The 22,825-nt window shown below is 74.2% G+C and carries 17 protein-coding genes; 2 read left to right on the forward strand and 15 right to left on the reverse strand.

Annotation, left to right across the window (positions count from 1 at the left end):
- The first annotated feature begins 61 nt into the window (after window positions 1-61).
- Window positions 62-2,485 carry an ABC transporter substrate-binding protein gene (locus tag ACF1ED_RS08775; RefSeq protein ID WP_391758023.1) on the forward strand — a complete coding sequence of 808 codons (2,424 nt, stop codon included), beginning with the start codon at window positions 62-64 and terminating at the stop codon, window positions 2,483-2,485.
- Between the two features lie 239 nt (window positions 2,486-2,724).
- Here ACF1ED_RS08775 and ruvB read toward each other — a convergent pair whose 3' ends face one another.
- The 12 genes from ruvB to ACF1ED_RS08835 form a co-directional block, all read right to left on the reverse strand.
- On the reverse strand, window positions 2,725-3,930 hold the full coding sequence (gene ruvB / locus ACF1ED_RS08780) for a Holliday junction branch migration DNA helicase RuvB (RefSeq protein ID WP_391758025.1): 1,206 nt from the start codon (window positions 3,928-3,930) through the stop codon (window positions 2,725-2,727).
- 62 nt (window positions 3,931-3,992) lie between these two features.
- Entirely contained in the window at window positions 3,993-5,216 is a 1,224-nt protein-coding gene (gene recA, locus ACF1ED_RS08785; protein WP_391758027.1) for a recombinase RecA, read from the reverse strand.
- A 61-nt stretch (window positions 5,217-5,277) separates the two neighbouring features.
- A complete protein-coding gene (locus tag ACF1ED_RS08790; protein ID WP_391758029.1) occupies window positions 5,278-5,781 on the reverse strand; it encodes a single-stranded DNA-binding protein in 504 nt (167 codons plus the stop codon).
- A 214-nt stretch (window positions 5,782-5,995) separates the two neighbouring features.
- On the reverse strand, window positions 5,996-6,787 hold the full coding sequence (locus ACF1ED_RS08795; protein WP_391758031.1) for a hypothetical protein: 792 nt from the start codon (window positions 6,785-6,787) through the stop codon (window positions 5,996-5,998).
- The gene (locus tag ACF1ED_RS08800) at window positions 6,784-7,299 is read right to left on the reverse strand and encodes a hypothetical protein (RefSeq protein WP_391758033.1); all 516 of its coding nucleotides are present in this window, start codon (window positions 7,297-7,299) and stop codon (window positions 6,784-6,786) included. Before ACF1ED_RS08800 ends, ACF1ED_RS08795 begins: the two co-directional genes overlap by 4 nt.
- A complete protein-coding gene (locus ACF1ED_RS08805; protein WP_391758035.1) occupies window positions 7,296-8,300 on the reverse strand; it encodes an ATP-binding protein in 1,005 nt (334 codons plus the stop codon). The genes ACF1ED_RS08800 and ACF1ED_RS08805 overlap by 4 nt, the downstream gene beginning before the upstream one ends.
- 259 nt (window positions 8,301-8,559) lie before the next feature.
- Window positions 8,560-9,477, reverse strand: a complete 918-nt coding sequence (locus tag ACF1ED_RS08810) for a RecB family exonuclease (RefSeq protein WP_391758037.1) — start codon at window positions 9,475-9,477, stop codon at window positions 8,560-8,562.
- A 255-nt stretch (window positions 9,478-9,732) separates the two neighbouring features.
- A complete protein-coding gene (locus ACF1ED_RS08815) occupies window positions 9,733-11,061 on the reverse strand; it encodes a lysine N(6)-hydroxylase/L-ornithine N(5)-oxygenase family protein (protein ID WP_391758039.1) in 1,329 nt (442 codons plus the stop codon).
- A complete protein-coding gene (locus ACF1ED_RS08820) occupies window positions 11,058-11,648 on the reverse strand; it encodes a GNAT family N-acetyltransferase (protein WP_391758041.1) in 591 nt (196 codons plus the stop codon). The genes ACF1ED_RS08815 and ACF1ED_RS08820 overlap by 4 nt, the downstream gene beginning before the upstream one ends.
- On the reverse strand, window positions 11,645-13,429 hold the full coding sequence (locus ACF1ED_RS08825) for an IucA/IucC family protein (RefSeq protein ID WP_391758043.1): 1,785 nt from the start codon (window positions 13,427-13,429) through the stop codon (window positions 11,645-11,647). The genes ACF1ED_RS08820 and ACF1ED_RS08825 overlap by 4 nt, the downstream gene beginning before the upstream one ends.
- Window positions 13,426-14,964: a pyridoxal phosphate-dependent decarboxylase family protein gene (locus ACF1ED_RS08830; RefSeq protein ID WP_391758045.1), complete on the reverse strand. Its 1,539-nt coding sequence runs from the start codon at window positions 14,962-14,964 to the stop codon at window positions 13,426-13,428. Before ACF1ED_RS08830 ends, ACF1ED_RS08825 begins: the two co-directional genes overlap by 4 nt.
- A 12-nt stretch (window positions 14,965-14,976) precedes the next feature.
- Window positions 14,977-16,797 carry an IucA/IucC family protein gene (locus ACF1ED_RS08835; RefSeq protein ID WP_391758047.1) on the reverse strand — a complete coding sequence of 607 codons (1,821 nt, stop codon included), beginning with the start codon at window positions 16,795-16,797 and terminating at the stop codon, window positions 14,977-14,979.
- Between the two features lie 191 nt (window positions 16,798-16,988).
- Between ACF1ED_RS08835 and ACF1ED_RS08840 the strand changes: the two genes are divergently transcribed.
- The gene (locus ACF1ED_RS08840) at window positions 16,989-18,503 is read left to right on the forward strand and encodes an MFS transporter (protein ID WP_391758048.1); all 1,515 of its coding nucleotides are present in this window, start codon (window positions 16,989-16,991) and stop codon (window positions 18,501-18,503) included.
- A gap of 47 nt (window positions 18,504-18,550) precedes the next feature.
- Here ACF1ED_RS08840 and ACF1ED_RS08845 read toward each other — a convergent pair whose 3' ends face one another.
- The 3 genes from ACF1ED_RS08845 to ACF1ED_RS08855 all read right to left on the reverse strand — a co-directional run bounded on the left by ACF1ED_RS08845 (window position 18,551) and on the right by ACF1ED_RS08855 (window position 22,535).
- Window positions 18,551-20,632 carry an iron ABC transporter permease gene (locus ACF1ED_RS08845; RefSeq protein ID WP_391758050.1) on the reverse strand — a complete coding sequence of 694 codons (2,082 nt, stop codon included), beginning with the start codon at window positions 20,630-20,632 and terminating at the stop codon, window positions 18,551-18,553.
- On the reverse strand, window positions 20,632-21,627 hold the full coding sequence (locus tag ACF1ED_RS08850) for an ABC transporter substrate-binding protein (protein WP_391758052.1): 996 nt from the start codon (window positions 21,625-21,627) through the stop codon (window positions 20,632-20,634). Before ACF1ED_RS08850 ends, ACF1ED_RS08845 begins: the two co-directional genes overlap by 1 nt.
- Before the next feature lie 104 nt (window positions 21,628-21,731).
- Entirely contained in the window at window positions 21,732-22,535 is an 804-nt protein-coding gene (locus ACF1ED_RS08855; protein ID WP_391758053.1) for an ABC transporter ATP-binding protein, read from the reverse strand.
- Between the last annotated feature and the right edge of the window lie 290 nt (window positions 22,536-22,825).

The raw sequence follows: 22,825 nt of genomic DNA on the forward strand, positions 1-22,825 counted from the left end.
GGGGCGTGATCAAGCCGTCTTTCCGTCACCCGGTCGGCTCATCAGGATCTAGAGTGTGCGCGTGACCGAGGAGAACGACGCACTCATCGCCGGCCGCTACCGACTGGTCGAACGTATCGGCCAAGGCGGTATGGGCCGGGTCTGGCGCGGCTTTGACCAGCAACTCTTCGGACGCGAAGTCGCCATCAAGGAAATCCTCTTCCCTCCGGGGATGACCGAGGCCGACCGCGAGGCGCTGCTCAGGCGGTTCACCGGCGAGGCACGCGCAGCGGTCACTCTCAGCCACCCGGGGGTCATCACCGTCCATGACGTCGTGGAGCACCGCGGCGCCCCCGTCATCGTCATGGAGCTGATCCGCGGCCGGTCCCTGGCCGCCGAGATCCGCAGCCACGGCCGGCTGCCCGTACGGCGGGTGGCGGAGATCGGCGCCGCCGTGCTGGACGCGCTGACCGAGGCGCACGCGGCGCGGATCGTCCACCGCGACATCAAGCCGGACAACGTGCTCCTGGCCAAGGACCGGGTCGTCCTGACCGACTTCGGCATCGCCCACCTCGCCGACGCCACGACCAAGCTGAGCCACAGCGGGATCGTCATCGGCACCCCGCAGTACATGCCGCCGGAGCAGCTCGACGGCAAGCGCCCCACCCCCGCCAACGACCTCTGGGCGCTGGGGGCCACCCTGTACCACGCCGTCGAGGGCCGCCCCCCGTTCGAGGCGGAGGGACTCCACGCCCTCGCCGTGGCCGTGTTCACCCGTCCGCACCGGCCGCCGGTCCACGCGGGCCCGCTCGCCCCGCTGCTGGACGCGCTGCTCACCAAGGACCCGGCCGAGCGCGTGGGCGCAGCGGAGGCGGCCGAGACGCTCAGGGCCCTACGGGGTTCCGCCCCCTCCACCACCGGGCCGGACCGCGGGCCCGGCCCCGCGCGGGAAGCCGGACCGGGCGACGGTCCGGGACCGGAACCCGCTCCCGGCCCGAAGGCGGCTCCGACACCGGACGCGCCGGTGGAACCGTCCGACGCCCCGCCGGTGCCCGAGCGGGACCCCTCGTCGGCACCGTCCGTACCGACCCCCACCGTCGTCGACCCCTCCGGGGGCGGCGCGGGCCCCGCGCGTCGCCGCGTGCCCGACCGGCCGACCGCGCCGCCGGTCGTCGTGGCCCCGGACGAGCAGCCGCCCACACTCGACGCGACGGGTCCGTCGGAGCGGGGCGGCCGGACGTCCAGGGGACCCCGGGGCCTCACCCGGCGCTCCGCGGTCCTGGGGACGGCGCTCGCCGTGCTCGCCACGGGCTCGCTCCTGACCTGGTCCCTCACCCGCGACGACGACCCGCGGGGCGGCGGGACGGGCGGCGGCGGGTCGGCGGCCTCCTCCCTCACGGTGCGGATCGGGGTGGACGCGCCCCTCAGCGGCGGCTTCTCCTCGATGGGCACCGGCATCAGGAACTCCGCCGAACTCGCGGTCCGGACCGCCAACGAGACCGGACACGTCCCCGGGGTGACCTTCGAGCTCACGGCCCTGGACGACGGGGCCGACCCCGCCAAGGGCGCGGCCAACGCCGCCCGCTTCGTGTCCGACGACGAACTGGTCGGCGTCGTCGGCCCGCTCAACTCCGCCGTCGCCCGCACCCTGGTGCCCGCGCTCTCCCGCGCGGGCGTGGTCAACGTGTCGCCGGGCAACACCGACCCCGCCCTGACCCTGGGCCCCGACTGGGCCACGGGCACCCGCGCCCGTCCGCACTCCACGTACTTCCGGACGATCGGAACGGATGCCGACCAGGGGCCGTTCGCGGCCCGGTACCTGCACGGCACCGGGAAGACCAAGCTCTACGTGGTCGACGACGCGAGCCCCCACGGGACCGCCGTCGCCTCCGGCCTCACCGCCGAATGGAAGAAGCTCGGGGGGACCGTCGTCGGCACCGAGCGGGTCGATCCCGCGGAACGCGACTTCGCGGGCCTCGCCCTCAGGGTACGGTCCTCGGGAGCCGAAGCCGTCTACTTCGGCGGCTACTACGACACCGCGGCACCGCTGTCCCAGCAGCTCGGGCAGGCGGGCGTGACCGTCCCCCTCATGGGCGGCGACGGCATCTTCGACCAGGCGTACCTCACCGGGAACCCCCAGGTCGACGGCGACCTCGCCACCCAGATCGGCGCACCGGCCACGGAGTCGGCGGCGGGACGCGACTTCCTCGCCCGGTACGAGAAGGCGGGCTACGCGCAGCCGCCCGGCTGGTACGGCCCCTACGCCTACGACGCGACCTGGGCCCTCATCGAGGCGGTGAAGGCCGTCGCGAAGCCGGACGGCGGCACCCTTGCCGACGACCTCCGCGCGAAACTGCCGCAGGCCGTCGGGCACCTGGCCTTCGACGGCGTCACCGGCCCCGTCGCCTTCGACGGGGCCGGTGACGCCGTCAGCCGCCGCCTGACGGTGTACCAGGTGGACGGCGGAAGCTGGCAGGCCAGGACGAGCGGCTCTTCCACCCCGTGACGGGACGCTTGCCGTAGGGCTGCGGATTCCTCCCCGCACCGCCGGCACCGACGGCGGCTTCGTCCCGGCGGAAGAAGCCCGCCGAGACCGCTCCGGAGACGTCCGGGCGACCGCCGGGTCTGGGCCGGGTCCGGAAGCAGGCCGGTCGGCGAAGTCCTCGCGCACGGCCGGGTTCCCGCCCGGAGCGTGTCCCTTCGGCCGGTCGGCCGGCCGATCGGGTGCGTCTGCCCGGTGGGTGGTCACCGATGTGACGGGGGACCGGTTCGGGCCGCCGGTGCCGGGCGGTCCGGGCCGCGGCCCGCCGGCGGGCCCTCCGGACCGGGACCGCCGTTCCGGTGGGGTCGCGGGGACGGGGCCCAGGACGGCCCGGGCGGCGGCGCGAGCCCGAAGTGGGTCCAGGCGGCGGGCGTGGCGACCCGTCCCCGGGGCGTCCGGGCCAGCAGTCCCTCGCGTACCAGGAAGGGTTCGGCGACCTCCTCCACCGTCTCCCGGTCCTCCCCCACGGCGACCGCGAGGGTGGCCAGACCGACGGGGCCGCCGCCGAACAGCTTCAGCAGGGCGTGCAGCACGGCCCGGTCCAGGCGGTCCAGACCGCGGCGGTCGACCTCGTAGACCCCCAGGGCCGCGGACGCGATCTCGCGGGTGACCACGCCGTCGGCGGTGACCTGGGCGTAGTCCCGGACCCGGCGCAGCAGCCGGTTGGCGATGCGGGGGGTGCCGCGGGAGCGGCCGGCGATCTCGGCGGCGCCCGCGGGCTCGACCTCCACCTCCAGCAGCCGGGCGGAGCGCTGGACGACGCGTTCCAGTTCGGCCGGGTCGTAGAACTCCATGTGGGCGGTGAAGCCGAAGCGGTCGCGCAGCGGCGGGAGCAGCAGACCGGCCCGGACGGTGGCGCCGACGAGGGTGAACGGCGGCAGGTCGAGGGACATGGCGGTCGCGTCGAGGCCGGTGCCGGCGACGATGTCGACGCGGAAGTCCTCCATCGCCAGGTAGAGCATCTCCTCGGCGGGCCGGGACATGCGGTGGATCTCGTCGAGGAAGAGGACCTCGCCCCCGGTGAGCGAGGTCAGGACCGCCGCCAGGTCACCGGGGTGCTGGATGGCGGGGCCGGAGGTGACGCGCAGCGGGACTCCCATCTCGGCGGCGATGATCATCGCCAGGGTGGTCTTGCCGAGCCCCGGGGCACCGGAGAGCAGCACGTGGTCGGCGGTGGCGCTCCGCTGCCGCGCGGCCCTGAGGACGAGGTCGAGCTGCTCGCGGACCCGTACCTGGCCGATGAACCCGTCCAGGTCCTTGGGGCGCAGCGCCGCGTCGGTGACCCGGTCCTCGCCGTCGGCGGGGGCCGCGACCGGCCGGTGTGCCGGCTCCGCCGCGGTGGGCCGGTCCGCCGCGGCTCCGCCCGGGGCCGGCGTCCCGTCCCGGGGCGCGGCGGAGCCGGGGAACACGGTGCCGCGCCGGTCCGCCGGCGTTCGCCCCGCGCCGGGGTGAGGGAGCGGCCGGCCGGTCTTCACGGCCCGGCCGGGGTGCCGTCGAGGAGGACGCGGGGGGCCGGGCCGCCCGGGGCCGGCGAGGCCGTTCCGGTGGGGTGCGGGCCGGTGGCGGCCGGGTCGAGCGGCACGGTGCCGGGTGCGGCCGCCCGGTGCGCCCCGTCCGCCGCCCGGTTCGCCCCGTCCGCCAGCCGGGGCTCCGCCGCCCGGGGCTCCGCCGCCGGGGCCTCCGGCTTCGGGGCCTGCGGCTTCGTCCCGATGCCCAGTCCCTCCCTGGTCTTCTTCTCGATCTCCTCCGCGAGGTCGGGGTTGTCCTTCAGGAAGGTGCGGGCGTTCTCCTTGCCCTGGCCGAGCCGGTCGCCCTCGTACGTGTACCAGGCGCCGGACTTGTGGACCAGGCCGTACTGGACGCCCAGGTCGATCAGCTCGCCCTCGCGGCTGATGCCCCGGCCGTAGAGGATGTCGAACTCGGCCTGCCGGAACGGCGGGGCGACCTTGTTCTTGGCCACCTTGACGCGGGTGCGGTTGCCCACCGGCTCGGTGCCGTCCTTGAGGGTCTCGATCCGGCGGATGTCCAGGCGGACCGAGGCGTAGAACTTCAGGGCGCGGCCACCGGTCGTGGTCTCCGGCGAGCCGAAGACCACGCCGATCTTCTCGCGCAGCTGGTTGATGAAGATCATCGTGGTTCCTGAGTGGCTCAGCGCGCCGGCGGTCTTCCGGAGGGCCTGGCTCATCAGCCGGGCCTGCAGGCCGACGTGCGGGTCGCCCATCTCGCCCTCGATCTCCGCGCGCGGCACCAGCGCGGCGACGGAGTCGACGACGACGAGGTCCAGGGCGCCGGAGCGGATGAGGGTGTCGGCGATCTGCAGGGCCTGTTCGCCGTTGTCCGGCTGGCAGACCAGCAGGGCGTCGGTGTCGACGCCGAGCCGCCCGGCGTACTCCAGGTCGAGGCCGTACTCGGCGTCGATGAACGCCACGATGCCGCCCGACCTCTGGGCGTTGGCCATGGCGTGCAGGGCCAGGGTCGTCTTGCCGGAGGACTCCGGGCCGTAGATCTCCACCACGCGGCCGCGCGGCAGGCCGCCGACGCCCAGGGCGAGATCCAGGGCGATCGAGCCGGTGGGGACGGCCTCGGTCGGAGCCTCCGGCTCGTCGCCCAGGCGCATCACCGAGCCGGTGCCGAACCTTTTTTCGATCTGGGCGAGGGCGAGTTCGAGCGATTCCTCGCGGTCCTGTTCCTTCATGGGGTCCGCCTCGGATGGGTGCGGTGGGGGGTCTCGGCCGGGACACGGGTGCGCCCGGCCGTCAGAAGGGGTCCGTCTCCTCGTGGGGGGCGTGCCGTCCGCCCGCGGCGGGGACCGGCTGCTCGCCGCCGCCGGACCGGGCGAACGGGTCCTCGGCGGGGGGACGGGGGCCGCCGCGGGGACCGGCGGGGACGCCGGTGTGCGGGGGTTTGGTGACCGTCACGGCGGCGAACCTCAGCGACGGGCCGATCTCGTCGGCCTCCAGCTCGATGACGGTCCGCTTCTCGCCCTCCCGGGTCTCGTACGTCCGCTGGCGCAGCCGCCCCTGGACGATGACGCGGGTGCCCCGGGACAGGGACTCGGCGGCGTGCTCCGCCTCCTGGCGCCAGACCGAGCAGCGCAGGAACAGCGTCTCGGCGTCCCGCCACGCGTTGCTCTGCCGGTCGAAGGTGCGGGGCGTGGACGCGACGGTGAAGTGGGCGACCGGGTCGCCGGACGGGGTGAGGCGCAGCTCGGGGTCGTCGGTCAGGTTGCCGACGACGGTGATGACGGTTTCACCGGCCATGGCGGTTTTCCTCTCGTGCGACGGGTGGTTCCCCACCCGTGCCGGTTCGGGTTCGACGGGCCGCCTCGCACCGGTGGTGAGGGTGCCCGGAGGGGAGGCCGCGGCGCTCCGGCCCGGCGTGGGGGGCGAGCCGGGCGGCGCGGGTCTCCAGGGGGTCGCGGGGGGGGGAGGGACGGCAGGGCCGCGGTGCGGCGGGCCTTCGTCGGATCGGGGGTCATCGGGTTCGCCTCGCCGCCCCCTCCCGTCCGGGCCCCGGCTCGGCGAGCCCGGCCGCGACGAGCCGTGCGTGGTGGGCGGGGGCCCTCCTGAGCGGGGTGCCGAGCCGGGGGACGGTGCAGGGGTGGCCCGTGGCGGCCCCGCACCAGGGACAGGGCACGCGGAGGGAGCGGTCGCGCGGGTCGTGCTTCGCGCCGGCGGGGCGGGAGGGCGGGCCGGCCGGGGCGGCGGGCGGGCGTTCGACTCGTCGTCCCGAGGCGATCGCGGTCACCAGGTCGAGGAGTTCCGCGCGGTAACGGCGCGGGTCGTCGGGGTCGCTGTCGGGGAGCGGCAGCGGGTTGCGGGCGAGCCGCTCCTCCCGGATCGCGCGCACCTCGGCGCGGATGTCGGCGGCGGCGATGTCGGACCGCTGCCCGCCCAGCCGGGTCACGGCCGCCCGCACGTCGGCGACGTCCAGGTCGGCGAGCAGCAGGTGCCAGGCGTCCGTGGTGGTGTCCTCCAGGTGCATCGACGGGCACATCGCCGCGACCAGGGCGACGAGCTGGGCCGTCTCGGCCGGCAGCATGCGTTCTTCCCTTCCGCGCAGGAGCGTCCCGGCCGGAGCCGGTGTGCCGCTTCCCGCCGCGTCCTCCGGCTGCTGGTACGCGTACAGGACGGCCCCGCAGGCGCACCGCAGCCGTTTGTCGTCCTCGAACGTCCAGCGGCCGCAATCGAGGTGATCGGCTCGGGAGACCAGGAACCACACCGTGCCGAGGGCGTCCCGGCCGGGGTGGGCGGTGACGGCGCTCATGGGTCCTCGCCGCCCTCCAGGGGGATCAGACGGCTCAGGTCGAGCGTGCCGGTGTGCCAGGCGCGGGCGATCCGGTCCCGCCCACCGGGCAGGGGACGCAGGCTGAACGACCGCGGTTCGGAGGCCGGCAGCACGCCCAGTCCCGGGATCGCCTCGCCGGTGTGAGGATCGGCGACCGGGTCGAGGCGGGTCAGCCGGGCGAGGAACCGCCGCTGCCAGCCGGGGCGCACCCGGACCAGCGTCTCCACCTCGCCGGGGTGGTTGTCGGCCACCCAGGCGGTGAAGACCTCCTCGTCGGTGACCACGACCGCCGGTCCCGGGTCGACGAGGGTGAGGGTGGCGACCGGCGTGTCGTCCGGCAGGGTTACCCGGACCGACTTCAGGTTCAGCTCGGCGCGGGCCGCGCGCAGCTCCGCGAGGACCTCGTCGCGCTCGGCCCGGTACTCGGCGTCGACGGCGTCGCGCAGCACCCGGAGCACGGCGACCCGGGTGGCGTGCTCCTTGAGGCTCATACGGCCGCACCCTTCCGCTCGGCCCCGTTCTCCCGCCCGGCCCCGGCCTTCCGCCCGGTGCCGTCCTTCCGTCCGGTCCCGTTCTCCCTCCCGGTCCCGGCCTCGACGTCCTCGGCGACCCTGTTCCTCGCCGCCGCGGTGCCGTGGCGCACGATCAGCTGGCCGAGCGTGTGGGTCTGCCCGGTGTCGTCCAGGACGGCGGCCCCGAGCAGGTTGTGCCGACGGGCCTCCTCGTACAGCGCGCGCAGTTCCTCGTGGCCGGCGTCCGGCGCGGTGGCCGCCGTGACGTAGTCGGACACGGAGCGGGCGGGCGTGCCGGTCTCCAGCCAGCTGAGGACGGCCTCGGCGAACTCCGGGCCCGGCCTGTGGAGGACCGTCCCGGACAGCGGCTTCGCCCGGGACTTGGAGATCACCAGGGTGTTCTCGTGGTCGAGGTCGCCGACGATGTCGAATTCGTACTCGATGCCCTCCCGCTGCTCGGGCTTGAGCCCGATCTTGCGCGGCACCTTGCGGCCGCGCTCGTCGGCCTCCACGACGTACTCGGTCTTGGTGCGCATGGTGACGATGAGGTGGCCCGGGTAGGCGAGCAGGGCGTCGATCATCGCCCGCTCCTGGGGGCGGGCCTCCTTCCAGCCGGCGAAGCTGCCGCCCGCCCCGAGGCGCTTGGCCGCGTTGTCGACCTGCTCCAGCATCCCGCCGGTGCCGGACCAGAAGTGGCTCAGGGAATCGACGATCATGACGTCGTAGCCGTCGTGGGCGGCCACCGCGAGCGCCTCGACGAGGGTGGTGGGCTGGAACGTCGAGAGCGGGAGGGTGTCGAAGACGAACTCGTCGGCGTACTTGGCGGCGCTGCCGTGCTCGGTGTCGATCAGGGCGATCCGCTCGCCGAGCCCGGTGGCGGTGACCAGGGCGGTGTAGGTCTTGCCCGACCCGGTGGGGCCGGCGAGCGCGATACGGGCCTTGGCCTGTTCCTTGGTGGCGGTGGTGAAGGTGAGGTTCACGCCGTGCTCCTGGCATCTGCGGCGGCGGTTCCGGGTGGGCCCGGCCGAGGGGGGACGCGGTCCTCGTCCGGCAGGACGCGCCCCGTGTGACCGTCGCTCGGATCGAATGTGCATTCGAATTACTGTCTGCACCCAGACTAAGCACCCAAGAAGTGACAATCCACCCTTTTAACCAAGAAAAGTACAGAAAAGGAAGAAATGTCAGCAGAGAAGCGTATAATCCCTCCAGCACACGCGCGGGTGCCGGAGGCCTCCGGCCTCAGCCGGCGTCGGCGGCCGGGCGCTCGCCCTCCCCCGCGACCGGGTCCGTGACGACGGCCAGGGGATAAGGCGGCGGGGTGCCGCCCCAGGCCGGGCACAGCGCGCGGTGGGGGCACCAGTCGCAGAGCCGGCTCGGGCGCGGGGGCCAGTCGCCCGTCCGCGTCGCCCGCCCGATCGCGTCCCACAGCGCCAGCAGCTTGCGCTCCACGGCCCGCAGATCGGCCTCCGCCGGGTCGTGGGTGAGCACGTCCCCGCTGCCCAGGTAGACCAGCTGCAGGCGGCGGGGCACGGTGCCCCGCAGCCGCCACAGCACCAGGGCGTAGAACTTCGGCTGGAACAGCGCGTCCGCCTCGTACTCGGGCGGGGGCGCCCGGCCGGTCTTGTAGTCGACGATCCGCACCTCGCCGGTCGGCGCCACGTCCACCCGGTCGATGATCCCGCGCAGCCTCAGCCCGGAGTCCAGCGTCGTCGTGACGAACGACTCCCGCTCCGCGGGCTCCAGCCGGGCCGGGTCCTCCAGGGTGAACCACCGCTCGACCAGCCGCTCCGCCGTGGCCAGCCACTCCGCGACCCGTTCCGGGTCGGGCGCCCCGCCGTCCCGCGCGAACAGCTCCGCGAACTCCGGCCGCGCCGCCCGCAGCCGCTCCCACTCGCCCGCCACCATGGCCCGGGCCCGGGCGGCCGTGCGCTCCGCCGCCGGGACGTCGAAGAGCCGCTCCAGCACCGCGTGCACCAGGACCCCCCGGGCCGGCGCCGCGTTCGGCTTCTCCGGCAACCGGTCGATCACCCGGAGCCGGTAGAGCAGCGGGCACCGCATGAAGTCGCCCGCCCGCGACGGCGACAGCGACGACGGCGGCGCGGCGGGCCGGGGTACCGCGGGCGGGGCCGGTGCGCCGGAGGGGTCGATCGGCTGCACACCCCCGACCTTACGCCGGAGACCGGCGCACCGCTCCGGCACCGTCCCCGCCCGCGGCGGCGACCGCGCGCCCCCTCGGAACCGTCCCGCGCCGCCGCCAGGGTCATGCCGAGGGCGACGCCAGGACACCGTCCCCGAGGGCCGCGGCCTCCAGGGCCCGCGGTTCGAGTCCGGACCGGACGGCCGCCTCCTCGGGGAGGTGTCCCGCCCGGCGCCGCTCGACGACCTGGTCGCGCGGCCGTGGCGGGGGCGCGGTCACCGGTCGCTCGACGGCGTCCGCCCGGGCGCCGCGAAGCTGGTGAACGCGCTGCTCTTCGGCAGGCGGTAGGCCTCCCTCCCGGTGACGGCGTTCAGGATGGTGGCGTTGCGCACGGCGCCGATGTCGAGGTTCGGGGTGGAGACGCCGTAGGCGTGGAGCTCGGCGTTGGACACGAAGATCCGTCCAGTCACACCGCCGTCGAGTTCGACGGAGTGGTCGGCCCGGACCACCGGCCGCCCCTTGGTGTCGCGCCGGATCAGCTTCTCGACCGGCGCCAGGAAGGCCGGCGGACGCGCGCGGTAGCCGGTCGCCGCGACCACGAGGTGGGTGACGTGCTCGAAGGCCTCCCCGGTGTCCAGGTGGCGGCAGCCGAGCACGGTCCGTCCGCCGGCGTCGACGCCGGCGCTCTCGACGGCGATGCCGAAGCGGAGTTCGACGTCGCGCAGGCCGGGTTCGAGCTGGCGGCGGTAGAGCAGTTCGTGGATCTCCTCCAGGGTGTCCGTGGAGACGCCCTTGTAGAACTGCCACTGCTCGCCGACCAGCCGGTCCCGTACGTCCTCGGGGAGCGAGTGGAAGTACCGCATGTACGCGGGGGTCGTCAGCTCCAGGTTCATCTTGGTGTAGTCGAGGGGCGCCCAGGAGCCGGTGCGGGTGAGCCAGCCGACCGCGGGACCGCCGTCGAGGTTGCGGGTCAGCAGGTCGACGGCGACCTCGGCGCCCGACTGCCCGGATCCGACCACGGTGACCCGCTCCGCCCTGTCGACGTCGCCGGTGCGGTAGAGGTAGTCGGCGGTGTGGAGGACCCGGTCGCCGGGCAGCCCCGCGAGCGCGTCGGGGAGGTGGGGCGCGGTGCCGACGCCGATGACGAGGTGGCGCGCGCGCATCCGTGCGGCGGTGCCGTCACCGCGTACGACGCGGACGGTGAACCGTTCCTCGTCGGCGTTCCAGTCGACCTCTTCGACCCGGTGGGAGAAGCGCACGGACGGCAGCCTGGCGGCGGCCCAGCGCAGGTAGTCCTCGTACTCCCGGCGCGAGGGGAAGAAGTTCTCCCGGACGGTGAAGGCGTACAGCCGGTCCCTGTCGTGCAGGTACGCCAGGAACGACAGGGGGTGCCAGGGGGCCACCAGGGTGACGAGGTCGGCGAGGAAGTTCACCTGCATCGACGCGTCGCCGAACATCATGCCCCGGTGCCACGTGAACTCGGGGCGCTCCTCCAGGACGACCAGGTCGAGCTCGTCGACGGTGGAGGCCAGGGCGGCGAGTCCCAGGTTGAAGGGGCCGCAGCCGACGGCCACGACGTCGTGTTCGGTGGCGCCGTCGCTCATCGGGGCAGGTCCCCTTCCGTGCGCGGGTGGATCATGAGGGCGGCGGTCTTGTCGGGGAACCCGACCTTGCCGGAGGGCCGGAAACCGGCGGCCTCGAAGGCGCGCAGCGAGGGCGCGTTGTTCACGTCCGGTTCGGCGACCACCCGGACGCAGGCCGGGTCGGCGGCGAGCAGTCCTTCGGCGAGGGCGCGCAGCAGGGTCCGGCCGAGGCCCTTCCCGGTCCGTGCCCGCTCGCCGATGGCGATGTGGACGCCGAGGTCGTGGGGCGACCGCGGATAGTGTCCGGCGAGCCGGTCGCGTAAGACCCGGTAGACCTCGATGTACGCCACCGGCCGGCCGTCGAGGTCGACGAGCACGGGCAGGATCGCGTCGCCGGCGAGGTGGCCGGCGATCTCCTCGTGCCAGCGCTCGCGCGGCCATGCCTGGTGCCAGAAGGCGGCGATGTGCGGGGACCGCATCCAGCCGTGCACGAGGTCCAGATCGGCCCCTTCGGCCCGGGCGACCCGTGCGGTCCAGCGGCCGCGGAGGAGCGGCAGCGGCGGGCCGGGGACCGTGGCGTCGTCGGGTGCCTGCTCCATCGTGGTCATGAGGCTGCCTCCTGGAGGGGGTTGGGGGCGTCGAGGTAGACGGATTGGGCGTCGAGGGGGGCGAGGACCTCGTCGATGCCGTGCAGCCGGGTGAGCAGGTTCCCCTTGCAGGGCAGGCTGTCGGCGGTGAGCCAGCGGCGGGCGAGCCGGTCGCCGTCGGGGCCGGCCGCGGCCAGGCCGGGGAGCGCCGCCCGCAGCCGGTCGGCGAGGACGGCGAGCAGCTCGCGCTCGTCGGCCAGGCCGTCGACGGCGAGGCAGCCGATGACGGAGAGGGCCTGGTTGCGCAGCAGGTAGTACGAGAGCCGGTCGTCGACCAGGGCGTCGTCGACGACGGCGAGGGTGGAGGAGTCGGCGCCCAGCCGCTTCAGGAGGCCGGGGAGGTGCGAAGCGGCCAGGTAGTAGCCCTGGTTGTCGCGGAAGGTGCCGCCGGTGACCCGGCCCCCGTCGTCGAGGCGGACGAGGGTGTTCTGCTGGTGGGCCTCCAGGCCGATGCCGGTGGCGGCGTACAGGTGCAGCATGGGGACGAGGACGTGGTCGGTGTAGTCGGCCGTCCACTGTTCGGCCGCGCCGGGGCCGAGGCCGGCGACGAGGTCGCCGAGCGTGCTGCGGCCGAGGCCGGGACGCGGGGCGACGAGGCCGACCAGGCAGCGCAGGGAGTCGACGTCCCGGGGCACTTCGCGTACGGCGACGTCGAGGCCGGTGACGTCGGGGCCCTCGGGGCGGTCGGGTTCGTCGACGGCGATCCAGGCGGGGTCGCGGGTGATGGCGAAGCCGGGGTGGGCGGTGAAGGTGTCCGCCGCGTGTCCGGCGTCGAGGAGCCGGTTGATCTCCAGCCCCCGGCACAGTTCGGTGCGGGTGGACTCGCGGCGGGAGTTGGTGAGCCGCAGTCCGAGGGAGAGTTTGAGCATCACGTCGGCGTCGGGCCGGTACACCGTGCGGACGCTGGACGTCGGCCACCAGGCGGGGCCGAGTTCGCCGAGCGGGGTGAGGGCTCCGGAGGCGACGAGGGCCTTGACGCGGGGGCGGTGCAGCAGGTCCCTGGCCTGCCAGGGGTGGGCGGGGATGAGGATCCGGCCGTCGTCGCGGCGCTGTCCGGCGAGGTCGGCGAGGAGGGCGACGGTGTCGCGGCCGGCCAGGGAGGGCGCGCCCTCGACGGCGTCGTGGGAGACGACGGAGGGGTCGGCGGCGAACCAGTGGAGCCGGAAGGAGCCGCGGAGTTCGGGGGAGAAGGCGGCGGCCTCGTGGTCGGAGACGCCGTCGCGGCTCTTGGGTGCGGGGTGGTTCAAGTGGCCGAGCAGCAGGGCCTGTTCGGCGTCGAGGAAGCCGTCCACTCCGGGCGGCGGTTCGGGTCGGGTGCGACGGTCGGCGATGAACGTGGCGACGCGGCGTACGGATTCGGCGGTGCGCTCCACGAGGTCGGCCACCTCGCCGGCGGGGACGCCGCCGGGGCGGTTGCCGCCGCGAGCGGCGGCCTCGGTGGAGAGCAGGGCGACGGCGGTCACCGGGTCGGCGGTCTCGCCGAGCGGGCCGCCGGGGCCTTCGAGGCGGGTGGGGCCGAAGCGGTGCCAGCCGGTGGGCGAGCGGTGGGTGACCTCGGTGACGAGGGTCAGCCCCGCGGTGGGCAGTTCGACCCGGAGCGGGCCGGGGGCGACGGGCGTGCCGGTCTCGCGCAGCCAGCAGCGGAGCAGCGCCTCGATGTGGGCGTGCTCGGAGGCGCCGCGGGCGTCCCGTTCGTGCAGCGGGTCGGCCTGGGTGGTTGCCGCCGTGGTGGTGGTGCTCATGCGGCGTTCTCCTTGATGAGTCGTTCGCAGGTGCGGCCGGCGTCGAGGACGGCGTCCACGAGGCCGTCGATGTCGTCGGTGGTGGCGGTGGGGTTGAGCAGGGTGAACTTCAGGCACACCCGGCGCGGTGCGCCGGGGCCTTCGGTCCGGGCCTCGGTGCGTCCGACGAGGGCGGTGCCGGTTTCCAGGAGGTGACGGCGCAGTGCGCCGTTGAGGTCGTCGGAGGTGGCCGGGTCGGCGCTTCGGTAGCGGAAGACGACGGTGGTGAGGTCGGCCGGGGAGACCAGTTCGAGGTCGGGTTCGTCGAGGACGCGGCGTTCGGCGTGCCGGGCGAGGTCGTGGCAGGTGTCGACCAGCCGGCCCATGCCGGTGCGGCCGTACGCGAGGAGGGTGGCGGCGGCCTTCACGGCGTCCGGGCGGCGGGTGGTCTGGAGGCTGCGGCCGAGCAGTCCGTCGTAGCCGGCTTCGGAGTCGTCTGTGGGGTTGAGGTAGGCCACCTCGCGGTCGAGCGCGGTGAACGCGGTCGTGTCGGAGACGAGCAGCACGCTCGCGGCGGCGGGCTGCCAGCCGATCTTGTGCAGGTCGAGGGTGATCGAGTCGGCCAGTTCCAGGCCCGCGAGGCGGCCCGCGAGGCGTTCCGAGAAGAGGGCTCCGAAGCCGTAGGCGGCGTCGACGTGCATCCACATGCCGTGTCCCGCGGCGATCTCGGCGATCTGCGGGAGCGGGTCGACGGAGCCGAAGTCCGTGGTGCCGGCGGTGGCGACGACGGCGACCGGTGTCCGGTCGGGGCCGAGCGCCTCCAGGGCGGCGAGCAGTGCCTCCGGCCGCATGCGGCGACGGGCGTCGACCGGTACGGGACGCACGGCGGCTTCGCCGAGGCCGAGGGCGGCGCAGGCCCGGTGGGTGGAGAAGTGGGCGAGTTCGGAGCAGAACACGACCGGTCCGGGCAGCGCGGCGACGCCGTGTTCGCGGGCGTCGATGCCGCGCCGGTGGGCGGCGGCGTCCCGGGCGAGCAGCAGGCCCATCAGGTTGGACAGGGAGCCGCCGGGGGTGAGGACGCCGTCGGCGCGCTCGCCGAGGCCGGCGAGCCCGGTCAGCACGCCGATCAGCCAGCGTTCGACGGCGATGGCCGAGGGGCCGGAGTCGTACGTGTCGAGCGAGGCGTTGCCGGCGCTCGCGAGGACGTCGGCGGCGACGGCGACCGTCAGGGCGGGCGGCTGGAGGTGGGCGGCGGCCCGGGGGTGGGACAGGTCGATGCCGTGCTCGGCGAGCACGGTGGCGAGGAGACCGAGGGCGGCCTCGGCGCCGATGCCCTCGGCGGGCAGCTCGGCAGGGCCGAGCGCGCGCGAGGCGGCGGCGAGCACTTCGGCGGGGACGCCTGCCGGGACGGGGCCTTCGGGTCGCCGGGCGTTCGACACGGCGTCGACGGCACCGGTCAGGGCGGTGAGGACGTCGGCGAGCCCGGTGCGGGAGCCGGCGAGCGGGGACGGGGCGAGGTCGGACCGAGGGGGGCGCGTCCGGGTCAGGGGTGTCACGGCCGGTACTCCTCAGCCTTCGGCGAGCGGGTTGGGGTGCGTGCCGTTCGGGAACAGCGCGTGGCGCAGGGCGCGGTCGCCGTAGCGGGTGACGACGACGCGGTCGCGGTTGAGGCCGTACCGGGGGATCTCCGGGGTCAGCAGGTCGTACTCGGCGAACCGGCCGGCGAGTTCGGGGAAGCGCTTCTCGAACCGCTGCTGGAAGTCGAGGACGGTCTGCCGCACGAGCCGCCAGAAGGTCCGCTCCGGCACGCCGAGCTGTTCGGCGCAGAGCGGCGCGAGGTAGCGGAAGTGGCCGACGAAGACCTGGTCGACGACGTGCTGCTTGATGATCGACGGGTGTTTGCGGGGCAGGACGTGGTCGTGTCCGTCCGGCTCGGGACCGCGCTCGGGCACGTCGGTGAAGGAGACGCACACGTCGTCGACGAAGTCCTTGAGGTAGAGGCGGACCGGTACGTCGTTCGCGTCGTAGCCGATGAGGGTGTTCTGGCCGTGCGGGTTGAAGGTGACGCCGTAGCGGTAGAGCACGTGCGCGATCGGCACGAGAAGGGTGTCGAAGAGGCGGCGCAGCCAGTCCTGCGGGTCGAGGCCGGAGGCGCGGACGAGTTCGGCGACGAAGGCGTTCCCGGCGCTGTCGACGTGCAGGAGCGAGGCGAAGGTACGGACGTGCTCGTCCGGGTCCTTGCGTGCGGTGACCGATTCGCGCCAGATGCAGCCGAGGGCTTCCAGGTGCTGGTAGGGCGCCTGGTCGAGGGTGGAGAGGTAGGGGTGGCGCACGGTCACGGAGGCGACCTCGCCGAGGAACACGGTGCGGCATTCGTCGGTGAGGAACGCGTCGCGTTCGACGAGGCCGCGCAGCCACTGGGTGACGACGGGGGCGCCCATGGTGCAGTGCGGCGGGATGCCGCGCCAGACGAGGGTGTTGAGGATCTTCAGCGGGAGTTTGACGTCGTGGCGTTCGGGCGTGGTGACGTTGGCCATGGTGCGGATGGACTGGCCGGGCAGGTACGCGTCGGGGCCGTCGCCGAGCGGGACGATGCGGCGCTGGGCGACGTCGGCGGCGTGCAGGGTCTGGACGGCGTGGTCCCACTGCCAGGGGTGCACGGGCATCCACACGTAGCTCTGGGGGTCGACGCCGGCCCGCTCCAGGACCGCGGTGAAGCGGGTGCGGGTCTCCTCGTCCAACTCGGCTTCCAGGATGCCGGTTTCGGACAGTTCGGAGGTGCCGCGGAATTCGGCGAGGCCGCGGTGCACGGCCACCCACAGCAGCTTCAGGGACTGGGCCGACTCGGGGGCGTACTGCCGTACGTCGGTGGCGGAGAAGCCGATCCGGCCTTTGTTGGCGACGAGGAGGTTGTGCCCGGTCATGCGGCACTCCAGCTCCGAGTGGCCCAGTGAGCGCAGTTCGGCGACCGGTTCGCCGCCGTGCGTGAGGCGGGCGGCGTCGACGGCGAGGGTGGCGGAGAGTTCGGTGAAGTAGGTGGCGACGGTGGACGGGTCGCTGTCGATCGTGGTGGCCGCCTCCATCAGGAACTGCAGGGCGTCCCAGGCGGGTTGGGCGATCGAGTTGCCGAGCATGCTGGTGGCGGTGCGGGTGATGGAGCCGGGGTCGACGCGCAGCCAGCCGAAGGCGCCGGGCGCGGCGCGAAAGGCGTAGGTCGTGCCGCTGTCGAGGTCGATCCGGTAGCCGCCGTCCTCGGTGCCGGTCGCCTTGAGCATGTCTTCGAAGCACCATTCGCCCAGGGCTTTGGCGAGCAGGCGACGGTTGGCCTCCCGCCAGGCCGCGGGATCCACGTCGGGCAGGACGGGCACGGGATGGTCGGTAGGGGTCATCAGGCGGCTCCGGATTCTGTCTGGATTCGGTTCGCTCGAGCGCCTGGACGCCCAAGCGGGCGCTACATTAGGTTAGCCTTACCTAACGGACAAGGCCAACTTCCAGACACAGAAGGGCAGTTACCGGCCGGTGCAGCCGAAACCGGTGCGTTGACGGCCCTCTCTCGAACCGCATACGGAGGTGTTCAGCGGTGCCCTCCCGACGGCACAGCCCTCGATGGACGTTCGCACTCGTCAGCGCCGGCGGCGTCATGATGACCCTCGACGTGACCGTCGTGAACGTCGCGCTTTCGGACATCGCCCGCGATCTGGAATCCGGTCTCGGCCGGGTGCAATGGACCGTGTCCGCGTACTCGCTGGCCTTCGGAGCGCTCCTGCTCACCGCGGGCGCGCTCTCCGACCGGCTCGGCAGGCGAGCCGTGTTCACGGCCGGAATGGGTCTGTTCACCCTCGCCTCGGCCGCCTGCGGTCTCGCTCCGGACGCCGGCACCCTCATCGCCGCCCGGGCCGCCCAAGGGCTCGGCGGGGCCATGGTGTTCGCGCCGACCCTCGCGCTCGTCGCAGCCGCGTACGAGGGGGCCCGCCGCCAGGCGGCGATCGCCTCGTACGCCCTTGTGGCCTCCGCCGCCGGCGCGCTCGGACCCATCGTCGGCGGCGTGTTCGTCGAGGCGCTGAACTGGCGCTGGATCTTCCTGGTCAACGTCCCCATCGGCGTCCTGGTCGTGGCCGGCGCGCTGACCCGCATGCCCGGATCCGCGGCGGCCGGGGACACCGGACGGCGGGTCGACGCGCTGGGGGCGGTCCTCGCGGTCGGCTTCCTCCTCGCGCTGCACTATCCGCTGGTCACCGGTCCCGAGGCGGGCTGGACCGCACCGGAGGTGCTGGGCTCCGCGGCGGCCTGTGCGGTGCTCGCGGCGGCCCTGGTCGCCGTCCAGCGCCGCGGGGGCGGCCTCGTCGACATCGCGCTGCTGCGGATCCGGGCCCTCTGGGGCGCCGCGCTGCTCGGCTTCCTGGCACGGTTGTCCAGCCTCGGCATGCTCGCCTTCCTGACGCTGTGGCTACAGACCGCGCACGCGTACTCCCCGCTCCGGACCGGCTTGCTCCTGCTCCCCCTGACCGGCAGCCTGCTGGTCGCGGGCATGTTCGTGAACAGGCTCCAGAAGGCGTACGCGGCCCATGCCCTGGTGGCCTGGGGCTTCGCCGCGCAGGGCCTCGGGCTCCTTTCCCTGGCCGCGGCCGGGACGGGCGCCGGCCAGGTGCCCATGGTCACCGGTCTGGTGCTGCTCGGCGTCGGAGGAGCCGTCATCTTCCCGCCGCTGATGGGCGTGGCGGTGGGCACGGTGCCCCCCGAGCGGGCCGGTACGGCGTCCGGTCTCACGAACGCCTGCTACCCGCTCGGCACCGCGACCGGAGTGGCCGTCTTCGGTGCCGTGTTCTCCCTCCGCCTGAACAGCGGCCTCGGCACCGGCCCCGCCGGCGCCGCTCCGCCGCGGGAGGCCGTGGAGACCGGCCGGTTCGACCTCCTCGCCCCCGCCCTCCGCCCCCTGGCCCGCACGGCCTTCTCCGGCGCCTTCACCGCCGTCTGCCTGGCCGCCGCCCTCGTCTGCCTCCTGGGCGTGGTCGCCGCCCGCACCCTCAGGACCGCACCGGCCCCCGCGGACGCCCTCACAGAACGCCCGCGGTCCCGCGCCCCGCAGCCCTCCTGACGCACGGCCCCGCCCGGCGCGGCACCGCCGGGCGGGCCTCCCGCGCCTCAGACGTCGCGGCTCCTGCGCAGGAGCCACACCAGGTACGGGGTGCCGACCAGGGCCGTGACGATGCCCACCGGGATCTCCGTGGGGGCGAGCAGCCACCGGCCCAGGGCGTCGGAGGAGACGACCAGGACGGCACCGAGGACAGCGGCCATCGGCACCATGCGCACGGTGCCGTTGCCGACGACGCGCCGGGCCAGGTGGGGCGCGACGAGGCCGACGAAGCCGACGGCGCCGACGGCCGCCGCCGTTCCCGCGGCGAGGACCGCGCCCGCGCCGAGGACCAGCAACCGGGCCCGGCCGAGGTCGAGTCCGAGGGCGCGCGGCAGTTCCTCGCCGAGGGAGAGGAGGTTCACCGGACGGGCGGCGGCCACGAGCAGCACGGCCGCGAGGGCGGGGAGGGCCAGCCAGCCCAGGGCCGAGAAGTCCCGGCCGTACGTGCTGCCGGCGAGCCAGCCGAGGGCGGTCGAGATGTTCATCTGCGCGCCCACGACCATGATGTTGACCAGCGCCATCGAGGTGGCGGCCGCACCGATGCCGACGAGGACCACCCGGGTGGGGTCGATGCCGCTCCGGCCGCCGCCGCGGGTGCCGCGGGCCACGAGGACCACCAGCACCAGCATCAGGACGCCGCCGGCCCCGGCCGCGGCGGGCAGGGCGACGAGCGGCGCCGACGGGACGAGCAGGATGACCGTGACGGCGCCCAGGGACGCCCCGCCGGTCACGCCGACGAGTCCCGGTTCGGCCAGCGGATTGCGTACGACCGCCTGCACGGCCGCTCCGGCGACGGCCAGGCACGCGCCCGAGAGGGCGGCGACCAGGATGCGCGGCAGCCGGAAGGAGACCACGGCCTCGGTGAGCTGATCGGCGGAGCCGGTCAGCCAGGCCCCGAGCTGGCTCCAGCCGACGGGGACGTCGCCGACGCGCAGCGACACGGCCATCGCGACGGCCAGGGCGACCAGGCCGCCGCCGAGCGTGACGGCGTAGCCGGGTGCGCGGCGCCGGTCGGAGACCACCACGGCGGCGCCGATGTCGGCGTCACCGGTGCTCACCCGGCGGGCCAGGGCCATGAAGACGGGTCCGCCGATGAGCGCCGTGACCACGCCGACCGGGATCTCGGCGGGCTGGGTCGCCGACGGCGTCACGATCAGCTGGGCGGCCGCGTCGGCGCCGAGGACGAGCGCGGAGGCGAGCAGGGCCGCCATCGGGACCAGCAGGGCGTGTCGGCGCATCCCCAGCTGCCGCACGATGACGGGGCCGATGAGGCCGACGAAGCCGATCGGCCCGGCGAGCGAGACGGCGGACGCGGACAGCAGGACGGCGAGCAGGAAGGCGGCGGGGCGGATCCGTTCGACCCGCACGCCCATCGCCTGCGCGGTCTCGTCGCCGAGTGCGAGCAGGTCCAGCGGGCGGGCCAGGAACGGGGCGGCCAGCGCACCGGCGAGGACGACGGCGCCGAGGGTGAGCGGCCGTTCCAGGCCGGACTGGAGCAGGGTGCCGTTGCCCCAGAAGAACAGCCCCCGGGTGGCCTGCACGTCGAGCATCTGCAGGAACTCCGCGGCCGAGGTGGCGGCCAGGGCGACGGTCGCACCGGCGAGCAGCACCCGGCCGGGCGTCAGCACTCCCCCGTTGGTGAGCAGGTAGACCAGGCCGACCGCGAGGAGCCCGCCGAGGAACGCCGCGCCGCCGGCGGGCACCGGGCCGAGGCTCACGCCGGTGAAGGCCACGAGCACCACGGCGAAGTACGCTCCGGCGTTCACGCCGAGCGTGTCGGGCGCTGCCAGCGGGTTGCGGGCCGCGCCCTGCACGAGCACCCCGGAGACGCCGAGCGCGACGCCGACGACGAGGCCGGTCAGGGTGCGCGGCAGCCGGCTGCCGAGGAGGACGTCCCGGGTGCGGGCGTCGCCGTGGCCGAGGAGCAGGTCCAGGATGTCGCCGGTGCCGACGCCGGACACGCCGAGGCCGAGGTGGACCACCACGACCGCGGCGAGGGCGAGGGACAGGCCGCCGCCCACGAGCAGGGCTCGTGGGCGGCGGCCGAGGGTCGCGGCCGGGGCGGCGGCCGTCAGTCCTTTCGAGGCCATCAGACCTTCAGTGCCTTGCCGGTCTCGTCGAGGATGTGCTGCGCGGACAGCGGCCCGCCGAAGAGCCAGGTGCCCGGGTCGAGCGGCAGCGCCTTGTCGTTCTTGACGAAGGACAGGCCCTTCCACACCGCGTTGCCCGCGAGGTCGCCGGTGAACGGGTTGTCGTTGTCCGCGGCGACGTACAGGAAGGTGGCGTCCTTGTCGACCTGCGTCAGCCCCTCGATGCCGACGGTGGTCATCCCCCACGCGTCCGACTGCCCCTTCCAGCCGTTCTTCAGGCCGGCGAGGTTGAGCACCTGCGGGGCGATGGCGTCGTCGGTGAGCATCCGGATCGAGGCGGCGCCGTTGGCGGTGAAGCCCTGCGCGAGGGAGTACGTGAGGCCGCCCTTGCCCGCCTTGTCGAGACGGCTCTTGAGGTCGGCGGCCTTGGCGTCGATCCGGGCGTTGACCTCGGCGGCCTTGTCCTCCTTGCCGACCGCCTTGGCCAGCTCGGTGAAGTTCTTCTTCATCGTGGCGAGTTGGGGCTTGGTGGTGTAGGTGAAGGAGAGCACCGGGGCGATGTCCCGGAGCTGCTTCAGGCTGGCCTTGGAGCGTTCGTTGTCGATGACGATGAGGTCGGGCCGGAGCGCCTTGATCTTCTCCAGGCTGGGCTCGTTGCGGTTGCCGACGTCGGCGACCTGGGCCGGCAGGGCGGCGCCCTTCGCGGTGATCCAGGCGCCGTAGCCCTTGTTGTCGGCGTTGCCGACGGGGGGCAGGCCGACGGCGACGAGCTCCTCGGCGTACGTCCACTCCAGGGTGACGACCTTCACGGCGGGCTTGTCCAGCGAGACCTTGCCCTGCGCGGTGTCGACGGTGATCTCGGCGCCGGCGGTCGCGTCACCGGCCTTCTTCCCGTCGTTCGTCTCGCCGACGGTGCCGCCCCCGCAGCCGACGGCGGTCAGCACGAGGGCCACGGTGGCACCGCCCGTGGCGAGGAGGCGCAGCGTTTTCTGCATGGTGAATCTCTCCTTGTGTGCAGGCTGTACAGGCAGTGCGGACACCGCTTCCGGCGGGACGCCGGGAGGAACGCCGCTGATTTCAGGACGCGTTCAGGAGGCGCTCAGGACGCGGCGGAGCTCTCGGACCGCTCGGGGAAGCAGGCGAGGTATCCCGTCGCGGGGTCGCGGACGACGTTGACGCGCAGTCCGAAGGCGCGCTGGATGACCTCGGGGTTGAGCACCTCGTCGGGGGTGCCGGAGGCGGCGACGCCGCCGTCGGCGACCACGACGACCTCGTCCGCGTAGGCGGCGGCCTGCATCAGGTCGTGCAGCACCACGCCACAGGCGATGTCGTGCTCGCGGGCGAGCCGGCGCACGACGTCGAGGACGTCGAACTGGTGGCGCATGTCCAGGTAGGTGGTGGGCTCGTCCAGGAGGAGGACTCCGGCCCGCTGGGCCAGCACCATGGCGAGCCAGGCGCGCTGGCGTTCGCCGCCGGACAGTTCGTCGAGGCGACGGTCGACCAGGGGCCGGGCGTCGGTGACGTCGAGGGCCCAGTCGATCGCCTCGGTGTCCTCGGCGGTGTGCCGGGCGAGGGCGCCGCGGTGGGCGTAGCGGCCGTGGCGCACGAGCTCGCGGACCGTGACCCCCGCGGGTGCCTGGGAGGTCTGGGGAAGGAAGGCCAGGCGCTGGGAGAGCGCGCGGCGGCCGATCGAGCGGAGCGGCTCGCCGTCGATGCGCACCTCTCCGCCGATCGGCGGGAGCAGTCCGGCCACGGTGCGTAACAGGGTTGACTTGCCGCAGCCGTTGGGGCCGACCAGGACGGTGATCTCACCGACCCGTAAGGAAAGGTCCACCTGCCTCAGTACCGTGCGGCCACCATGACCGACGTCCAGATCGTTCGCCATGAGGCGGACGCCACTCATGGACACCACTGTCCCTCCCGTCGTCGAACCGACCGCGCCACCATACAACTTAGGTAAGGCACGCCTTAGGGGTCGGGCGAACTCGTCGCGGCTTGTGACCATGTCGAGATCTCCCGCACCTCCGTGCGCCCCTTTCCGCACGCGCAACCCCCTTGCACGGAAGGCCACATGGGACGTGGGGGGACATGGGCGGACGTGGGCGGACGCGGCCGGATCCCCCACCGCTCCGCTTCGACGGCATCATCGAGGGCCGTCGTCCCCGGGCGCCGGGAGCCCCGCGCGGGCCGCCG

The organism is Streptomyces sp. NPDC014656 (genome assembly GCF_043084305.1).
Taxonomy (GTDB): domain Bacteria; phylum Actinomycetota; class Actinomycetes; order Streptomycetales; family Streptomycetaceae; genus Streptomyces.